Below are 15687 nucleotides of genomic sequence, written 5' to 3' on the forward strand. Positions count from 1 at the left end.
CGAAGATGTAACGGGGCTCAAGCCACGAGCCGAAGCTTTGGGTTTGCCCGCAAGGGCAAGCGGTAGCGGAGCGTTCCGTAATCCGTCGAAGGGATAGCCGTGAGGCGTCCTGGAGGTATCGGAAGTGCGAATGCTGACATGAGTAACGACAAACACTGTGAAAGACAGTGTCGCCGAAAGTCCAAGGGTTCCTGCGTAAAGTTAATCTTCGCAGGGTTAGCCGGCCCCTAAGGCGAGGCCGAAAGGCGTAGTCGATGGGAACCACGTTAATATTCGTGGGCCAGCAGGTGGTGACGCGTTGCGGAAGCTGTTCGAGATTACTGGATTTCTCGGGCAGCCTAGCGGCGCCAGGAAATAGCCCCTGCATGAGACCGTACCCGAAACCGACACAGGTGGACAGGTAGAGTATACCAAGGCGCTTGAGAGAATGACGTTGAAGGAACTCGGCAATCTACCTCCGTAACTTCGGGATAAGGAGGCCTTCCGTTCGCGCAAGCGGGCGGGAGGGGCACAGACCAGGGGGTGGCAACTGTTTAACAAAAACACAGGGCTCTGCGAAATCGCAAGATGACGTATAGGGTCTGACGCCTGCCCGGTGCCGGAAGGTTAAGAGGAGGAGTGCAAGCTCTGAATTGAAGCCCCGGTAAACGGCGGCCGTAAATATAACGGTCCTAAGGTAGCGAAATTCCTTGTCGGGTAAGTTCCGACCTGCACGAATGGCGTAATGACTTCCCCGCTGTCTCCAACGTCAGCTCAGTGAAATTGAATTCCCCGTGAAGATGCGGGGTTCCTGCGGTCAGACGGAAAGACCCCGTGCACCTTTACTGTAACTTTGCATTGGCATTCGTGTCGGCATGTGTAGGATAGGTGGTAGGCTTTGAAGCATGGGCGCCAGCTCGTGTGGAGCCACCCTTGAAATACCACCCTTATCGTCATGGATGTCTAACCGCGCGCCGTCATCCGGCGCCGGGACAATGCATGGTAGGCAGTTTGACTGGGGCGGTCGCCTCCCAAAGAGTAACGGAGGCGCGCGATGGTGGGCTCAGACCGGTCGGAAATCGGTCGTCGAGTGCAATGGCATAAGCCTGCCTGACTGCGAGACAGACAAGTCGAGCAGAGACGAAAGTCGGTCATAGTGATCCGGTGGTCCCTCGTGGAAGGGCCATCGCTCAACGGATAAAAGGTACGCCGGGGATAACAGGCTGATAACCCCCAAGAGTCCATATCGACGGGGTTGTTTGGCACCTCGATGTCGGCTCATCACATCCTGGGGCTGGAGAAGGTCCCAAGGGTTCGGCTGTTCGCCGATTAAAGTGGTACGTGAGCTGGGTTCAGAACGTCGTGAGACAGTTCGGTCCCTATCTGCCGTGGGTGTAGGAGAATTGAGAGGATTTGTCCCTAGTACGAGAGGACCGGGATGAACATACCTCTGGTGGACCTGTTGTGGCGCCAGCCGCAGTGCAGGGTAGCTATGTATGGACGGGATAACCGCTGAATGCATCTAAGCGGGAAACCCACCTCAAAACGAGTTCTCCCTTGAGAGCCGTGGAAGACGACCACGTTGATAGGCCGGGTGTGGAAGTGCGGCAACGCATGGAGCTTACCGGTACTAATAGCTCGATTGGCTTGATCGCTCTCATTTATCGACGCCCATACTCGTGTGGCGCGAATAGAAAGACGTCATTTGCTTCGAAGATGTGTTTCGCCGGCCTGGTGGCCTTCGGCGGAGCGATCAGACCCGATCCCATCCCGAACTCGGCCGTCAAACGCTTCTGCGCCAATGGTACTATGTCTCAAGACCTGGGAGAGTAGGTCGTCGCCAGGCCTGCGAAGCACATCGAATCCTCTTATCGAGACTTTTTCAGCAGTGCTGCTTTCGCCGCGCTGCTTTTTTGTCTTAGCGCGTATAGTTTAGCGTGTTTCTCTTGGCGCGGGGTGGAGCAGCCCGGTAGCTCGTCAGGCTCATAACCTGAAGGTCGTCAGTTCAAATCTGGCCCCCGCAACCAATCCAATGCCAAAAACCCCGGCTCTTGCAGCCGGGGTTTTTCTTTGCGCGCTGGTGCCCTTTTCGGCATCCGCGTCGCGGATCCGTCGCCGCAGAACGTCAGAGAATCGGGGAACCAATGTCCGATCCCAGCGGTTAGGCGCAGGGGCCTGCCGGGTGAGATTCTCCATGTTCTTTCATAGCCTCTATGACCTCGAGCGCATCGCCGTGATCGGCGTCCTCGCTTATATTTGGTTGATCGTCATGCTCAGATTCACGGGCAAGCGCACGCTTTCAAAAATGAACGCATTCGATCTGATCGTCACCGTGGCGCTCGGTTCAACCTTGTCGGCAGCGATCCTCAACAATCAGGTGTCGCTCCTCGAATGCGCGCTCGCTTTGGCGCTGCTGTGCGCGCTTCAATATGTCGTGACCTTCACTTCGGTGCGCTCGCAAACATTCGCCAATCTGGTGAAATCGGAGCCGGCGCTGCTTTATTTTGAAGGCAGCTTTCTTCCGGAGGCCTTACGGCGCGAGCGCGTCACCGAAAAGGAAGCGCTCGCGGCGATGCGCAGCCAGGGCGTCGCCGATCTCGATCGTGTGAAAGCGGTCGTACTCGAAAACGACGGCAGTCTTAGCGTCGTGCAGGACAAGGGCGGGGGGCTCGACACGCTGCGGGATGTGAGCGGACTTGATGTGAGCGGAGTCGCCGAGAACAAATAGTCTTCTCCTTGCGGCCTGTGCGTCCTAAGCGATACAGCCAACGCTAAATTCCGACGTCACATTGCTGATGAGAAGTAAGGCGCGCGAATGTTTGATCGCGCGTCTTTTTGCGGGCATCGGCGCGACACTGGGCAATTCGAACAAGGGGGCGCGATGGCGGAGTGGCTCGATAATCTCATTCCCATCAAGGCGCCGGAACTGACGCACGAACAACTCGCGGGCTGGCGGGCGACCCGCGCCGCGGCTGAGGGGCTCGGCTGTCGCCTTCTCGCCGACCAGCGCATTGACGTGGCCGGCGGCGTCACTCTGTCGGCCGATGTGTATACGCCCCATGCGCCGGGCCGTTATCCGGCGATTGTCCAGTTCGCCGCCTATACGCGTGAGCTGCACACCGCCGGCGCGCCTACCGGCAGCAATGAGATCGGTTCGCCGCCCGTCTTCACTTCCCGCGGCTATGTCCAGGTGGTGGTGGAGCGGCGGGGTATGGGCCGCTCGGGCGGGACGCAAAATGTCTTTCTGTCTCCCGAGGATGTTGACGATCACGAACAGGCCATCGCCTGGGCCGCCGCCCAGCCCTGGTGCGACGGCCGTGTGGCGCTGTTCGGCACGTCGTACTACGGCATGACGCAGCCTCTCGTCGCCATACGCCGCCCGCCGGCGCTAAAGGCGTTTTTCTGCAATGAGATCTGCACGGATTATTTCCGGCACCTCGTGCAGTTCGGCGGCGTCTTCAACCTTTATTTCTGCAATCTCTGGATGGGCGCCAACTTCACGCCGGCGATGTATGGCCTGCGCGTGCCGCCGGTCGCCCGGGCGCTCCTCAGCCATGTCTTCAACTCGCCGCTCCAGCGGTTGTGGCGACCTCTGCTGATGAAGCGGATCGACGCCATCTACCGCGCCTTCATGGCGAAAACGCCGGTCAAGCCGGTGCGCGAATGTTACGCGAACTGGATGCTCGACGGAAAATCGCGAGAGACTTGCGTGCTTCAATCCGGCCCTTCGGGAGATCTCGGCAAGATCGAAATCCCCTTCGTCGTCGTGCAGAATCTCGGCTATTTCAACCTGCACCAGTTCGGCGCCTATGATCTGTTCCAGAACGCCGCGACGCCGGCGGACCGCAAATGGATGATCCTCGCTCCGCCGCGCTACGAGCTTCCGGTCTATGCCTGGCAATTGGAAGCGCTCGCCTTCTTCGATCACATTTTCTACGGCGTGGACAATGGCTACGCCAGCCAACCGTCCGTCCGCTACTGGCTGGAAGGCGAGGCGCGGTACGTCGGCGCGGCCGATTTTCCGGCGCCGGGAACGGCGCAGCGGCGCTTCTATCTCGCCTCGGGCGGCGCCGACGCGGCGCGCCACAAACTGTCGGAGACGCCGGGGGAGTGCGAGAACCGCTGGGCCGCCGTTCCACTGGGCCTGCCGGTGCTCGGCGGGTTCGATGAAGTGGCGAATCAGACGCTCACATTCGAACTTACCGCGGAGCGGCTGATGACGCTCGCCGGCCCCGTATCGCTCAATCTCGTCTTCAGCTCCAATGAGATCGATTCCCATCTCGTGGCGCGGCTCGGCCGCGTCGCCAAGGACGGCGCCTACAGCCTTCTCTCGCTCGGAGCCATGAGTCCGGCGCGGCGGCGGCGTGATCCGGCGCGCGATACGGCCTGTGAGATCGTGCATGACACGTCCGTGCGCGAGCCCTTAGAGCCGGGTCAGCCGGTGACGCTCTCCTTCAGCCTTACGCCTGGACCGACCCGGCTTCAGCCCGGCGACCGGCTGCGACTCGACGTGGCGAGCCGCCTCGATCTGCTGCGGAGCGACGTCAGCCACGGCTACGTGCATTTCGATATGCCGGGGCCGCCCTATTTCGCGCGGAACACGCTGCATTACGGGCCGGATACTTATCTTACCGTGTCCGAGGCGCCGGCGGCGTGAGAGCCGTGTTCACAAACGCGAATCTATGAGTTCGGCTTCCTCGACAGCAGCCATAGCGCCGAGATGAAAAATCCCTTCGTAAGCGGCAGCAAGAGCAACACGAGCGCGATCGTTAGCGGCACAACGATCAGCATCTCGACCGCGTAGGAGTAACGTCCGCTGCTCTCCAATATGAAGAGAAGCGGCACGACTGTAATCGTCACGGCGCCGACGGTCAGCCATGCTGGGCCATCATCCGCATCGAGGCCCGCAAAACTTTCGCGGCAATGCGCGCAAGACTCGCGCGGCTTGAGGTAGCTCGCGAACAGCTTGCCCTCGCCGCAGTTCGGGCATTTTCGCGTCAGTCCGCGAAACAAGGATCTGCCCGGCGATGGATCGCTGTTCATTGACTAAACCGAATGACGGCGATCGCCACGCCGCTGCGCGCTGATCGCATTGCAAGTCCATCTCAAGCGTGGATCTCGCTTCTGATTAAAGGGGATAGGTTTTTATGGCGCCGCAGGCAACCGCCCACTGGCGAGCGACGGTTCAGGGACGCTAGGCGGCGCAAGACAAGGGACGCGGTCGGCGCTAGGCTCTTTCCCGTATTTGTGCGGGGCCGGCCATTCTTGAACGACATTTCACGCACCGCTGAAAGGGAGGAGCGCGGCCGCGATCTTTCATCGCGCGTCTTTCCGCTGCGTGTGCGAGGATTGGCCGAGGCCTTGCGCACGGCGCTGGAGCAGGAGCGGGCGCTACGCCGTCCGTTTCTCTGGCTGGTCGTCGCGTCAGGCGGCGGCGTCGTGCTCTATTTCTCGGCCGAGCGTGAACCTTCGCTGGCGCTTTGCCTTTGCGCGCTCGCCGCCTTTGCAGTCTTGGCCGCGCTTGCGCGCCGCCATGCGCGGGCCCATGCGCTTTTCCTGACGCTCGCTTTCATCGCCCTCGGCTTTGCGTCGGGCGCCTGGCGGACGGCGCGCGTTGCGGCGCCGATCGTTCCACGCGTCGGCATCGGTGAGCTGACCGGCTTCGTCGAGGAGGTGGATCTGCGCCGGGCCGGGGCGCGTTTTATTCTGCGCGTCGCGAGCGCCGAAGGCTTTCCGGATGACATCGTTCCCTCCCGCGTGCGTCTGACGACGCGCGGCGAGCCGAATTTTTCAGCCGGCGACTTCATCGCCTTCAAGGCGCGGCTGATGCCGCCGGCGCGGGCGGCGCTCCCCGGCGGCTATGATTTCGCGCGGGACGCTTTTTTTGCGCGCATCGGCGCGGTCGGCAACGCGCTTGGACGAATCGAGACGATGTCGCCGCCCGAACCGGCGCCATTCTCGCTGGGTTTTTTCGCGCACGTCGACCATATGCGCAACGCCTTGGCGATGCGGGTCTATCGAATCATCGAAGGCGATGCGGGCGCGATCGCCGCCGCCATGGTGACCGGCAAGCGCGACTTGCTGTCGGAAGACGCCAAGAATCTCATTCGCCGGGCGGGCATATTTCACATCATCACCATTTCCGGCGTTCAGATGACGCTCGTCGCGGGCATCTTCTTCGTCGGCTTTCGGCGCCTGTTGGCGATGTCGCAAACGCTTGCGCTGAATTATCCGATCAAGAAATGGGCGGCGGCGCTCGCGATGCTCGGCGCCATTCTCTACGACATCGGCACGGGCTCTCGAGTCGGCACCGAGCGCGCGCTCGTGATGACTCTCATCATGCTTGCGGCGGTTCTCTTCGATCGGCCGTCGCTGTCGATGCGCAATCTGGCGCTTGCCGCGCTCTTCATCATCGCTTTCGAGCCGGAGGCGCTGCTCGGCGCGAGCTTTCAGCTCTCTTTCGCGGCGGTGGCGGCCTTGATCGCGGTGTACGAATGGCGCGGCGAATATCTCGCGAAGCGCCGCATCGACGATCGCGCGCCGCGAGGGCGATTGGGAGCGCTTCGCGAATCCGTCGCCGAGCGCCTGCTGCACGGACCGGGCGCGGCGATCTTCGCAACGCTATGCGCGACCTCGGCGACCGCTTCATTCATGGCGAATGATTTTCACGAGCTGAGCCCCTATGTGCTGATCGGCAATCCGCTGACGCTGGCCATCATCGAATTCTTCGCCGTTCCCTGCGCGCTCGTCGGCGCCGCGCTTTACCCTTTAGGGCTTGACGGCTTCATCTGGCGCTATCTCAAGCTGGGCATCGACCTCGTGACCTATCTCGCCGGGCTGATCGCCAGCGCGCCTGGCGCGAGTCTGCCGGTCAAAGCCTTCGCGCCCTGGGCGATCCTCTTCCTTTCGCTTGCGGTCTTGTCGCTCGTGCTATGGCGCACTTGGGCGTGGCGCGCGCTCGCCATTCCCCTCGCCTTGATCGGACTGATGGGCGCGAGGAGCGGCGCGCCCTTTGATCTCGCCGTGCCGGCGACCGGAGAATCGGCGGCGCTGCGCCTGCCGTCCGGACAGCTCGCCGTCTTGGGGCAAAAGCCGAGCGCTTTCGCCGCGGAACAGTGGTTGCGGGCGGACGGAGACGCGCGCCAGTCTGCTGACGCCAGGAGCGGCGTCGCCTGCGACGACACGGGTTGCGTGGCGAAGGCCGTCAATGGCCGCTTTGTCGCGCTCGTCGCCGGGCGCGGCGGCTTCTTCGAGGATTGCCCGCGCGCCGCCATCATCGTGACGCCGCTCTACGCGCCGTTGGGCTGTGCGGCGGAGATCGTGATCGATCGCCACAGACTGTCTGAAACAGGGGCCGTGGCTTTGAGGTTCAAGGCGGAGGGCGTCGAATGGACGACCGCGCGCGCGATCGACGAGGATCGCCCATGGTCGCCGGCGCCCCGCAATCGCCGCACGTCCGGATTTACCGCGCCGCTGAGCGATGAAGAGCGCAGCGCGGAAGATGCGCGCGCGATGGAGCAGCTGGAGTAGCGGCGTTGCGCCAACGCCCCCGAAACTAATATTTCCGCAGGAGGCTCACGAGCCTGCCCTGAATGCGCACGCGATCGGGGCCGAAGATCCGCGTCTCATAGGCGGGATTGGCGGCCTCCAACGCGATCGAGGCGCCGCGCTTGCGCAGGCGTTTCAGCGTCGCCTCCTCATCGTCGATCAGCGCCACGACGATGTCGCCGGTGTCGGCGCTGTCCTGCTTGCGGATGACGACCGTATCGCCGTCGAGGATTCCGGCTTCGATCATCGAATCGCCGCGCACTTCGAGCGCGAAGTGCTCGCCGCTCGAGAGCAGGTCGGGCGGCAGGCTGATGGTGTGGCTGCGATTCTGGATGGCGGAGATCGGCGTGCCGGCGGCGATGCGTCCCATGACCGGAATGGCGACCTGACGTTCGCCTTCGTCCTCGAAACGTTCGCTGAGCGGCCGCACGCGCCCGAGATTCCCCTCGATGACGGACGGCGAGAACTTGCCGTTGCGCCCGCCGGCGGTGCGCGGCGTGGCCGATTCGGGCAGACGCAGCACTTCGAGCGCGCGGGCGCGATTGGGCAGGCGGCGGATGAAGCCGCGTTCCTCGAGCGCGAGAATCAGCCGATGAATCCCCGACTTCGACCGCAGATCGAGCGCGTCCTTCATCTCGTCGAAGGACGGCGGCACACCCGACTCCTTCAGACGTTCATGAATGAAGCGCAAAAGATCGTTTTGTTTTTTGGTCAGCATCGCCGCACCGCCCCGCAAGCCGAATCGTTGATTTTGGCTGAGCCGCAGCTTCTGGCTCGATAACCTAAACAAATCATGAACAGAACGATATCGGTTCTTACTGCGTTCCGCAAGCCATATGTCGAAGGTATCCCCTTTGAACATGTGCAGGAATCGTGGTATGGTTAATCGCACTTTTTTACGAGCGAAAAAAAGATGGCAATACGAAATTTTTTCAGGGTCACAGTTGGGTGGTTCAGGGACGAGCTCGCCCAACAAGGTCTTCAATATCTATGGACGATTGTAATGTCGTCCGCGCTCACCGTTCCTCTCGGATTAGTACAGGGGTTGCCATGGATGTATATCTATGTAGGGACTGGAGTTATGTTCGCAGCTGTCACGCATGGAGTTCTGCGCTTCAGCGAACTTAGTTCCAGAAGCCGCGTAGAAGGAAAGATACATGCAATTAATGGCACCGTAGGAAAAGACATAAAATCTAACTGCTTTGTTGTTGGGATAATGATACGCAATATGGCGTCATTCCCTATCGAGATAGAATTTTTAGAAATAAGAACAAAACTTGGTAACACTGTGCCGCAAGATAGTTTGAAAAATCATAAGTTCATTATAAATCCCAATACAATAACAGTCACAAACGATCACGGGATTGATTTAGCAAATATCCCTCGCGGTAGTACAATTGAAGGCATGGTGGAATTTAAGCTAAAATACGGCGCAAAGGGCAGCGCCTTGCCATATGTAATAGAAGGGAAAAAACGCGTTGTAGCTTCATTTAATGATGATGGAATTTTAAAGGAATGCGTATCAATGGAAGGATGAGACATGTCAGCCCAGAACGACAGATTCGACCAACTGCTGGCTTCTATGCTCGGTGTGCCGGCTTCGCAAAGCCAACCATCAGACACGGCAACATCAGATGCGGAGCATGACGAAGGTTGTGGCGATACTCAAACTCCCACAGATATTTCTGAAGATGCTTCTTAGAAACGCTGATGTAGGTGCCTTGAATGCCGCGCTTCAGGTTTGACCAGAAGGCTTCGATATTGTTCGTATGCGCTTCTCCGCGCACATATTCTTTTTCGCCGTGATTGACGCTTTCGTGAACGAAGCCTTATGCATATGCTGGAAAACGCGGGCGTCGTCAGTCATGACGCGTGAACCTTCAATGACCCAAGTCGTCACTTGCGGCATGACGTGGCGGCCGTGACGACCTGCGACAATCCGAGTGACCACGTCGCCGTGACGTTCCATCATGCCAAGAACAACGGCCTTGTCGTCCTGTCCTTGGCGGTCTTTGCCGCCAATAAAAGCCTTGTCAACTTCGACGATGGGCGAGAAAGGGCGCACGCCGCCTAACGGCCGGTCGCCGTCGACCGTTCCCATATAGGTGCGGATTTCTTTGCACATGCGCCATGCGGTCTTGTAAGTCACGCCGATCTGGCGCTGAACTTCTTTGGCGGCGACGCCATTGCGCGAGGCCGTGAACAGGAACATGACAAAAAACCAGTCGGTCAGAGGCGTGCGCGTCTTTTCGAAAGGCGTCCCGGCGGTCGGGTAGACCTGATAGCCGCAATGCTCGCACTCGTAGCACCGGCGGCCTTTGACCCGATAATAGTGGGCTTCGCGGCCGCAGCTCTCGCAAGCGAAACGCTGGCCGTAACGGACCCGCATGATGTGCTCTAGGCACACGTCATCGTCGGGGAACCGCTTTTGAAACTGCTTAAGTGTGGGAGGCTTCGTGCTCATGCCGACTTTATCGCACAAATCGGCTTACATGTCTAGAGGGGATAGAGCCCCCATATGTTCACGCTTTGGTTAAACCATCATCGTGACGAACTATGTTCGCCTCGCGTGTCCCGTGCTAGACGGGCCGACCCCAAGCCAAGGAATCCACCTCGCTCATGTCTCAGGTCGTCACCCGCTTCGCTCCGTCGCCTACCGGCTTTCTGCACATCGGCGGGGCGCGCACGGCGCTGTTCAACTGGCTTTACGCCAAGAAGCACGGCGGCCGGATGATGCTGCGAATCGAAGACACCGACCGCGAGCGCTCCACGCAAGCGGCGATCGGCGCCATCATCGATGGCCTGCAGTGGCTCGGCCTCGAATGGGATGGCGACATCGTCTACCAGTCCTCGCGGGCGGCGCGCCATGCCGAGGTCGCCGAAGAGCTGCTGGCGCAGGGACACGCCTATCGCTGCTACGCCACGGCGCAGGAGCTCGAGGAGATGCGCGAGAAGGCAAAGGCGGAAAAGCGCCCTTGGCGCTACGATGGCCGCTGGCGCGATCGCGATCCCGCCGAGGCGCCCGCCGGCGCGCCTTATGTCGTGCGCATCAAGGCGCCCCAGGACGGCGAGACGATCGTCGATGACGCGGTGCAGGGACGCGTCGTCTTCCAGAACAAGGATCTTGACGACTTCATTTTGCTGCGCTCGGACGGCGCGCCAACCTACATGCTCGCAGTCGTCGTCGACGATCACGACATGGGCGTCACGCAGATCATTCGCGGCGACGATCATCTCACCAATGCTGGGCGACAGACGCATATCTATCAGGCGATGGGTTGGACGATTCCGGCCTTCGCGCATATTCCGCTGATTCACGGACCGGACGGCGCCAAGCTTTCGAAGCGCCATGGCGCGCTCGGCGTCGACGCCTACCGCGCGATGGGCTACCTGCCGGCCGCGCTGCGCAACTATCTCGTTCGATTGGGGTGGTCGCAGGGCGACAAGGAGTTCTTCACGACGCCGGAGATGGTCGAGTCGTTCGATCTCGCGCAGGTGCATCGCTCGCCGGCGCGTTTCGATTTCGCCAAGCTTGAAAATATGAACGGCCATTATCTGCGCGATAGCGACGATGATGAGCTGCTGGACTTGCTCATCGCGACGCTTCCCTATCTCGAAGGCGGCGGCGCCATCGCACAGGCGCTCGACGACCGAACGCGCGGGCAGTTGCGCGCCGCCTTGCCGGGCCTGAAGGCGCGTGCGAAGACTTTGAACGAACTTCTCGACGGCGCGGGCTTTCTCTTCGCGCAGCGTCCGCTGTCGCTCGACGCAAAGGCGGCGCAGCTGCTTTCGGCGGAAGCGCGCGCGCGGCTTGCGCAGCTTGTCGAGAAACTTGCAGGGCTTCCAAGCTGGACGGCCGCAACGACGGAAGCGGTCGTGCGCGATCTCGCGACAGCGCTTGGCGTCAAACTGGGCGATCTCGCACAGCCTTTGCGCGCCGCGCTCACCGGCCGCGCGACGTCGCCTGGCATATTCGACGTGCTGGAAATTTTGGGGCGCGAGGAAAGTCTTGCGCGAATTTCCGATCAGGCCGCCGTCGGGTAAGCCGGCGCGTCGCTGGGGCGTTGGCGCGCGTAAAAATCGCTGACGCGGTTTTCGGCGCCGCGCCGTTTTCCGCGCCACTGCGAAACACATAGCCCTTATTCGCAAGGCATGCGCGAAACGCGTGGCGCGCGCTTGACAGCCCTTGCGGTTGATATAGCTTTTTGCACCGCACAACAAACCGAATGCAACGCATCGGCGTGCGCGAGCAAAGCGACGACATCGCGAATGTGACGCAATTCATGCATAGCGTTCGCGCGCGTCGCGCCGCGATCCGGCTCGTTGCGAGCGCGGGGGCGGTTGAGAGGGGAGCGGGTATGCCGGAGAAGAATGCTATCTTCACAGTCGGCGACGGATCGGTCGATTTACCGATCAAGGATGGCACGCTGGGGCCGTCCGTTGCGGACATCCGCAATCTCTACGCCGAAACCGGCATGTTCACCTTCGATCCGGGATTCACCGCGACCGCGTCATGCGAATCGAAGATCACCTTTATCGACGGGGAAGCCGGCGTTCTGCTCTATCGCGGCTATCCGATTGAACAGCTTGCCGAACATGGCGACTTTCTCGAAACCTGCTACCTGCTGCTTTATGGAGAATTGCCGTCCGCCGCCGAGAAGGCGAATTTCGACTATCGGATCACGCGCCACACAATGGTGCATGAGCAGATGGCGCGATTCTTCCAGGGGTTCCGCCGCGACGCGCATCCGATGGCGGTGATGGTCGCCTCCGTGGGCGCGCTCTCGGCCTTCTATCACGACTCGACGAACATCGCCGATCCCACCCAGCGCATGGTGGCGTCGACGCGCATGATCGCGAAGATCCCGACGCTCGCGGCGATGGCCTATAAATACTCGGTCGGCCAGCCGTTCGTTTATCCAAAGAACGACCTCGACTACACGTCGAACTTTCTGCGCATGTGCTTTGCGGTTCCCTGCGAGGAATATAAAGTCAATCCGGTGCTGTCGCGCGCGCTCGACCGGATTTTCATCCTGCACGCCGATCACGAACAGAACGCGTCGACCTCGACCGTTCGACTGTCCGGCTCGTCTGGGGCGAATCCTTTCGCCTGCATTGCGGCGGGCATCGCCTCGCTGTGGGGGCCGGCGCATGGCGGCGCCAATGAAGCGGTGCTGAAAATGCTCGCGGAAATCGGCACGCCGGACCGCATTCCGCAGTTCATCACGCGCGCCAAGGACAAGAACGATCCGTTCCGCCTCATGGGCTTTGGCCATCGCGTCTATAAGAACTACGACCCGCGCGCAAAGATCATGCAGCGCACGACGCGTGAAGTGTTGAACGAACTCGGCGTCAAGGACGATTTGCTCGACGTCGCGTTGGAGCTCGAGCGCATCGCGCTGCACGATGATTATTTCATCGAGAAGCAACTCTATCCCAACATCGACTTCTATTCCGGCATCACGCTCAAGGCGATGAATTTCCCGACGGCGATGTTCACCGTATTGTTCGCGGTCGCGCGCACCGTCGGCTGGATCGCCCAGTGGAAGGAGATGATCGAGGATCAGGGTTCGCGCATCGGTCGTCCGCGCCAGCTCTATACGGGCGAAAAGCAGCGCGACTACGTGCCGATGTCGAAGCGGTGATGATGCGCGCCGGGCCGCGGTAGGCGCATCGTCTTCATCCCATCCGGCGCAGAATCGTCCCGGCCAGTCTTCACCTTGGTTTGCAGCGCGACATGTTCTCACCAGCGTCTCTTGAAGGGACGCGACGTGATGCTATAGGTCGGCGGACCCGGAGCGCCTTTGTCGCAATTATCCGATCTGCTGTTCGAAACGCGCATCGCCACCGAGAGCGTCGCCGACTTTCTCGCCGGCGGCCGCCTGCGGCTTGGCGTCACCGGCCTGTCGCGCGCCGGCAAGACGGTCTTCATCACCGCGCTCGTGCACCATTTGACGCGGGCGATATCGGCGCGCCCGGAAAAGGGCGGCGAGAGCAAGACTCAGCTCCCGGTGTTTCGCGCGCTCGCCGAAGGCCGCATTACGTCGGCGCATCTCGATCCGCAGCCAGATTACAGCGTCCCGCGCTTCGCTTACGAGGAGCATCTCGCGGCGCTCACCGGGCTAGACCGGCATTGGCCGCAATCGACGCGGCGGATTTCCGAACTGCGGGTGACGCTGGAATATCGCTCGAAGGGCTGGTCACTGCGTAAAGGCTTCGGCCAGGGGCCGACGCGACTCGACATCGACATCGTCGATTATCCCGGCGAATGGCTGCTCGACCTGCCGCTTCTTGGCAAATCCTACGCCCAATGGTCTCACGAGACGCTCGACGCCGCGAGCGCCTCCGCGCGGGCGATGATCGCAAGCGAGTGGCGGGGCCTGACCGCGAATACGGACGTCAAGGCGCGCTATAGCGAAGAAACCGCGCAGAAGCTGGCGCAGACCTTCACGCAATATCTGCGTCTGGCGCGCTCCGAGCGTTTCGCGCTCTCGAGCCTGCCGCCGGGTCGGTTTCTGATGCCGGGCGATCTCGAAGGGTCGCCGGCGCTGACCTTCGCGCCGCTTCCCGTGTCGGAGGGCGAGGAGTTGCCCTATCGCAGCCTCGGGCGCGAAATGGAGCGACGATACGAGGCCTACAAGTCGCAAGTCGTGCGGCCGTTCTTTCGGGATCATTTCGCCCGGCTCGATCGGCAGATCGTGCTCGTCGACGCGCTTGCGGCGCTCAATTCCGGTCCAGAGGCGGTGCGCGATCTGGAGACGGCGCTGACCGACGTGCTGACGGCTTTTCGCACCGGCCGCGCCAATCTGTTCTCCACGATCTTTCGCCCGAAGATCGACCGCATTCTCTTCGCGGCCACAAAGGCCGACCATCTGCATCACACGAGCCATGACCGGCTCGAAGCGATCCTGCGTCACCTGACCGCCCGCGCCATAGAGCGCGCGGAAGGCGTGGGCGCCTCGATCGACGTGATCGCGCTCGCCGCCGTTCGCGCCACCCGCGAAGCGATGGTGCGGCATGAGGGCGATAAGCTTTCGGCTATTGTCGGCACGCCTGTTGCTGGGGAGCGCATTGGCCACGAGACTTTCGACGGCGTGGCGGAAGGCGCCATTTTCCCCGGCGAGTTGCCGGCGGATCCGCGCGACGTGTTTAAAGGCGAGGCGCTGGCCGTTTCCGATGAAGAGGCTGACTTCCGCTTTCTCAAATTCAGGCCGCCGGCCGCGGCGCTGGGCGCCGACCAGAAGCCGCTGCCGTTGCCGCATATCAGGCTCGATCGCGCGATGGAGTTTCTTTTCGGCGACCGATTGAAGTAACGCGGCTGTCGGCGGCGAAGGCCGCGCTACCTATCGAAGGCAAAGCCGTTAGACAGCTGAATTGAGGGAGCTTCATATGGAAGGTCATGTCTATAAGGTCGTCGAACTCGTAGGCTCGTCCCCGGACAGCGTCGAGGACGCCGTGGCGGCGGCGCTCAAGCGCGCCGGCGAAACGCTGCGTAACTTGCGATGGTTCGAAGTCGCGCAGATTCGCGGCAACATCAATAAGGGCGCGGTCAGCGATTATCAGGTGGTGCTGAAGGTCGGCTTCACGCTCGACCGCGAAGACGAGAGCATGGGATAAGCGGAAGCCGCTGAGGGCTTCCGCTTCACATCGTTAGGACATGAACCGTCCCGCGGATTCTGGACTTGGCGCTTGCGCTGAGTTCGACCAGAAGCGCGTGCTTGCATTGAGCATTTGCTGCGCGTCGGAGAATAGGCGGCGCGTGTCCTCCGTCGTCATCTCGATATGTTTGCTCGTCCAATTCTGAAGAACCGACGCGGTCTCCGTGAACGAGCGCGACGCCGTGAGCTTTGAGGCAAGTTCCGCCGTCAACGCCGCTTCCTGCTGCATGCGCTCCATCAAGACGCGGTTGGCGTCCTGCAGACAGTCCCAGATCTCGGTCCGCGCTTCGCTGAAATCTTCCAGCCGCCGCCGTCCCTCCGCAGCAACTTCCGCCGCCGCTTCGGCGGGTTGCGCACTTTCGCTGAGCCGCTCTTCCTGCTGGGTCATGTCGCGTCTCTCCCTCGTCTGAAACGCCAGCTCCCCGGGGCCAGTATATAAGACCACTTCAGGGAATGTCTGTGACGATCGCTCCTCCGCACATTGCCGAAGCTTGACGATTTC

Annotated in this window: 12 protein-coding genes, 1 tRNA gene, 2 rRNA genes and 1 pseudogene (1 of these 16 only partly in view); 12 read left to right on the forward strand and 4 right to left on the reverse strand. The window is 61.2% G+C overall.

Annotated elements, in window-relative coordinates:
- The 5 genes from A3OO_RS0112220 to A3OO_RS0112240 all read left to right on the forward strand — a co-directional run.
- A 23S ribosomal RNA gene (locus A3OO_RS0112220) occupies positions 1-1634 on the forward strand; it begins 1188 nt to the left of the window's first position.
- Positions 1635-1709: 75 nt separating this feature from the next.
- Positions 1710-1825 (forward strand): 5S ribosomal RNA (gene rrf, locus A3OO_RS0112225).
- 104 nt (positions 1826-1929) lie between these two features.
- A tRNA-Met gene (locus A3OO_RS0112230) sits at positions 1930-2006 on the forward strand.
- Between the two features lie 167 nt (positions 2007-2173).
- On the forward strand, positions 2174-2707 hold the full coding sequence (locus A3OO_RS0112235) for a DUF421 domain-containing protein (RefSeq protein WP_018408131.1): 534 nt from the start codon (positions 2174-2176) through the stop codon (positions 2705-2707).
- Between the two features lie 87 nt (positions 2708-2794).
- Positions 2795-4636: a CocE/NonD family hydrolase gene (locus A3OO_RS0112240; RefSeq protein WP_018408132.1), complete on the forward strand. Its 1842-nt coding sequence runs from the start codon at positions 2795-2797 to the stop codon at positions 4634-4636.
- A 23-nt stretch (positions 4637-4659) separates the two neighbouring features.
- Here the strand turns inward: A3OO_RS0112240 and A3OO_RS0112245 are convergent, their stop codons facing one another.
- A complete protein-coding gene (locus A3OO_RS0112245) occupies positions 4660-5022 on the reverse strand; it encodes a DUF983 domain-containing protein (RefSeq protein WP_018408133.1) in 363 nt (120 codons plus the stop codon).
- A 222-nt stretch (positions 5023-5244) separates the two neighbouring features.
- On the opposite strand from A3OO_RS0112245, the gene A3OO_RS0112250 reads away from it, so the two are divergent.
- Positions 5245-7509, forward strand: a complete 2265-nt coding sequence (locus tag A3OO_RS0112250; protein ID WP_040573866.1) for a ComEC/Rec2 family competence protein — start codon at positions 5245-5247, stop codon at positions 7507-7509.
- Between the two features lie 25 nt (positions 7510-7534).
- Here the strand turns inward: A3OO_RS0112250 and lexA are convergent, their stop codons facing one another.
- Complete coding sequence (lexA, locus tag A3OO_RS0112255; protein ID WP_026222932.1) at positions 7535-8245, reverse strand: transcriptional repressor LexA; 711 nt, start codon at positions 8243-8245, stop codon at positions 7535-7537.
- 363 nt (positions 8246-8608) lie between these two features.
- Between lexA and A3OO_RS23595 the strand changes: the two genes are divergently transcribed.
- The gene (locus A3OO_RS23595) at positions 8609-9064 is read left to right on the forward strand and encodes a hypothetical protein (protein WP_156824813.1); all 456 of its coding nucleotides are present in this window, start codon (positions 8609-8611) and stop codon (positions 9062-9064) included.
- 3 nt (positions 9065-9067) lie between these two features.
- The gene (locus A3OO_RS24795) at positions 9068-9229 is read left to right on the forward strand and encodes a hypothetical protein (protein WP_425338978.1); all 162 of its coding nucleotides are present in this window, start codon (positions 9068-9070) and stop codon (positions 9227-9229) included.
- A gap of 10 nt (positions 9230-9239) precedes the next feature.
- Here the strand turns inward: A3OO_RS24795 and A3OO_RS21615 are convergent.
- Positions 9240-9991 (reverse strand): annotated as a pseudogene (locus A3OO_RS21615) (IS1595 family transposase); the annotation flags it as partial.
- A 155-nt stretch (positions 9992-10146) separates the two neighbouring features.
- Here A3OO_RS21615 and gltX point away from each other — a divergent pair.
- The 4 genes from gltX (at position 10147) to A3OO_RS0112280 (ending at position 15144) form a co-directional block, all read left to right on the forward strand.
- Complete coding sequence (gene gltX, locus A3OO_RS0112265) at positions 10147-11571, forward strand: glutamate--tRNA ligase (protein ID WP_018408137.1); 1425 nt, start codon at positions 10147-10149, stop codon at positions 11569-11571.
- A gap of 314 nt (positions 11572-11885) precedes the next feature.
- Positions 11886-13172, forward strand: coding sequence for a citrate synthase (locus A3OO_RS0112270; protein WP_026222933.1), 1287 nt, complete (start codon positions 11886-11888; stop codon positions 13170-13172).
- 159 nt (positions 13173-13331) lie between these two features.
- On the forward strand, positions 13332-14840 hold the full coding sequence (locus A3OO_RS0112275) for a YcjX family GTP-binding protein (RefSeq protein ID WP_018408139.1): 1509 nt from the start codon (positions 13332-13334) through the stop codon (positions 14838-14840).
- A 76-nt stretch (positions 14841-14916) separates the two neighbouring features.
- Complete coding sequence (locus A3OO_RS0112280) at positions 14917-15144, forward strand: dodecin (RefSeq protein ID WP_018408140.1); 228 nt, start codon at positions 14917-14919, stop codon at positions 15142-15144.
- Between the two features lie 33 nt (positions 15145-15177).
- Here A3OO_RS0112280 and A3OO_RS0112285 read toward each other — a convergent pair whose 3' ends face one another.
- Positions 15178-15573: a hypothetical protein gene (locus A3OO_RS0112285; protein WP_018408141.1), complete on the reverse strand. Its 396-nt coding sequence runs from the start codon at positions 15571-15573 to the stop codon at positions 15178-15180.
- Positions 15574-15687: the final 114 nt, after the last annotated feature.

The organism is Methylocystis rosea SV97 (genome assembly GCF_000372845.1).
In the GTDB taxonomy this organism is placed as follows: domain Bacteria; phylum Pseudomonadota; class Alphaproteobacteria; order Rhizobiales; family Beijerinckiaceae; genus Methylocystis; species Methylocystis rosea.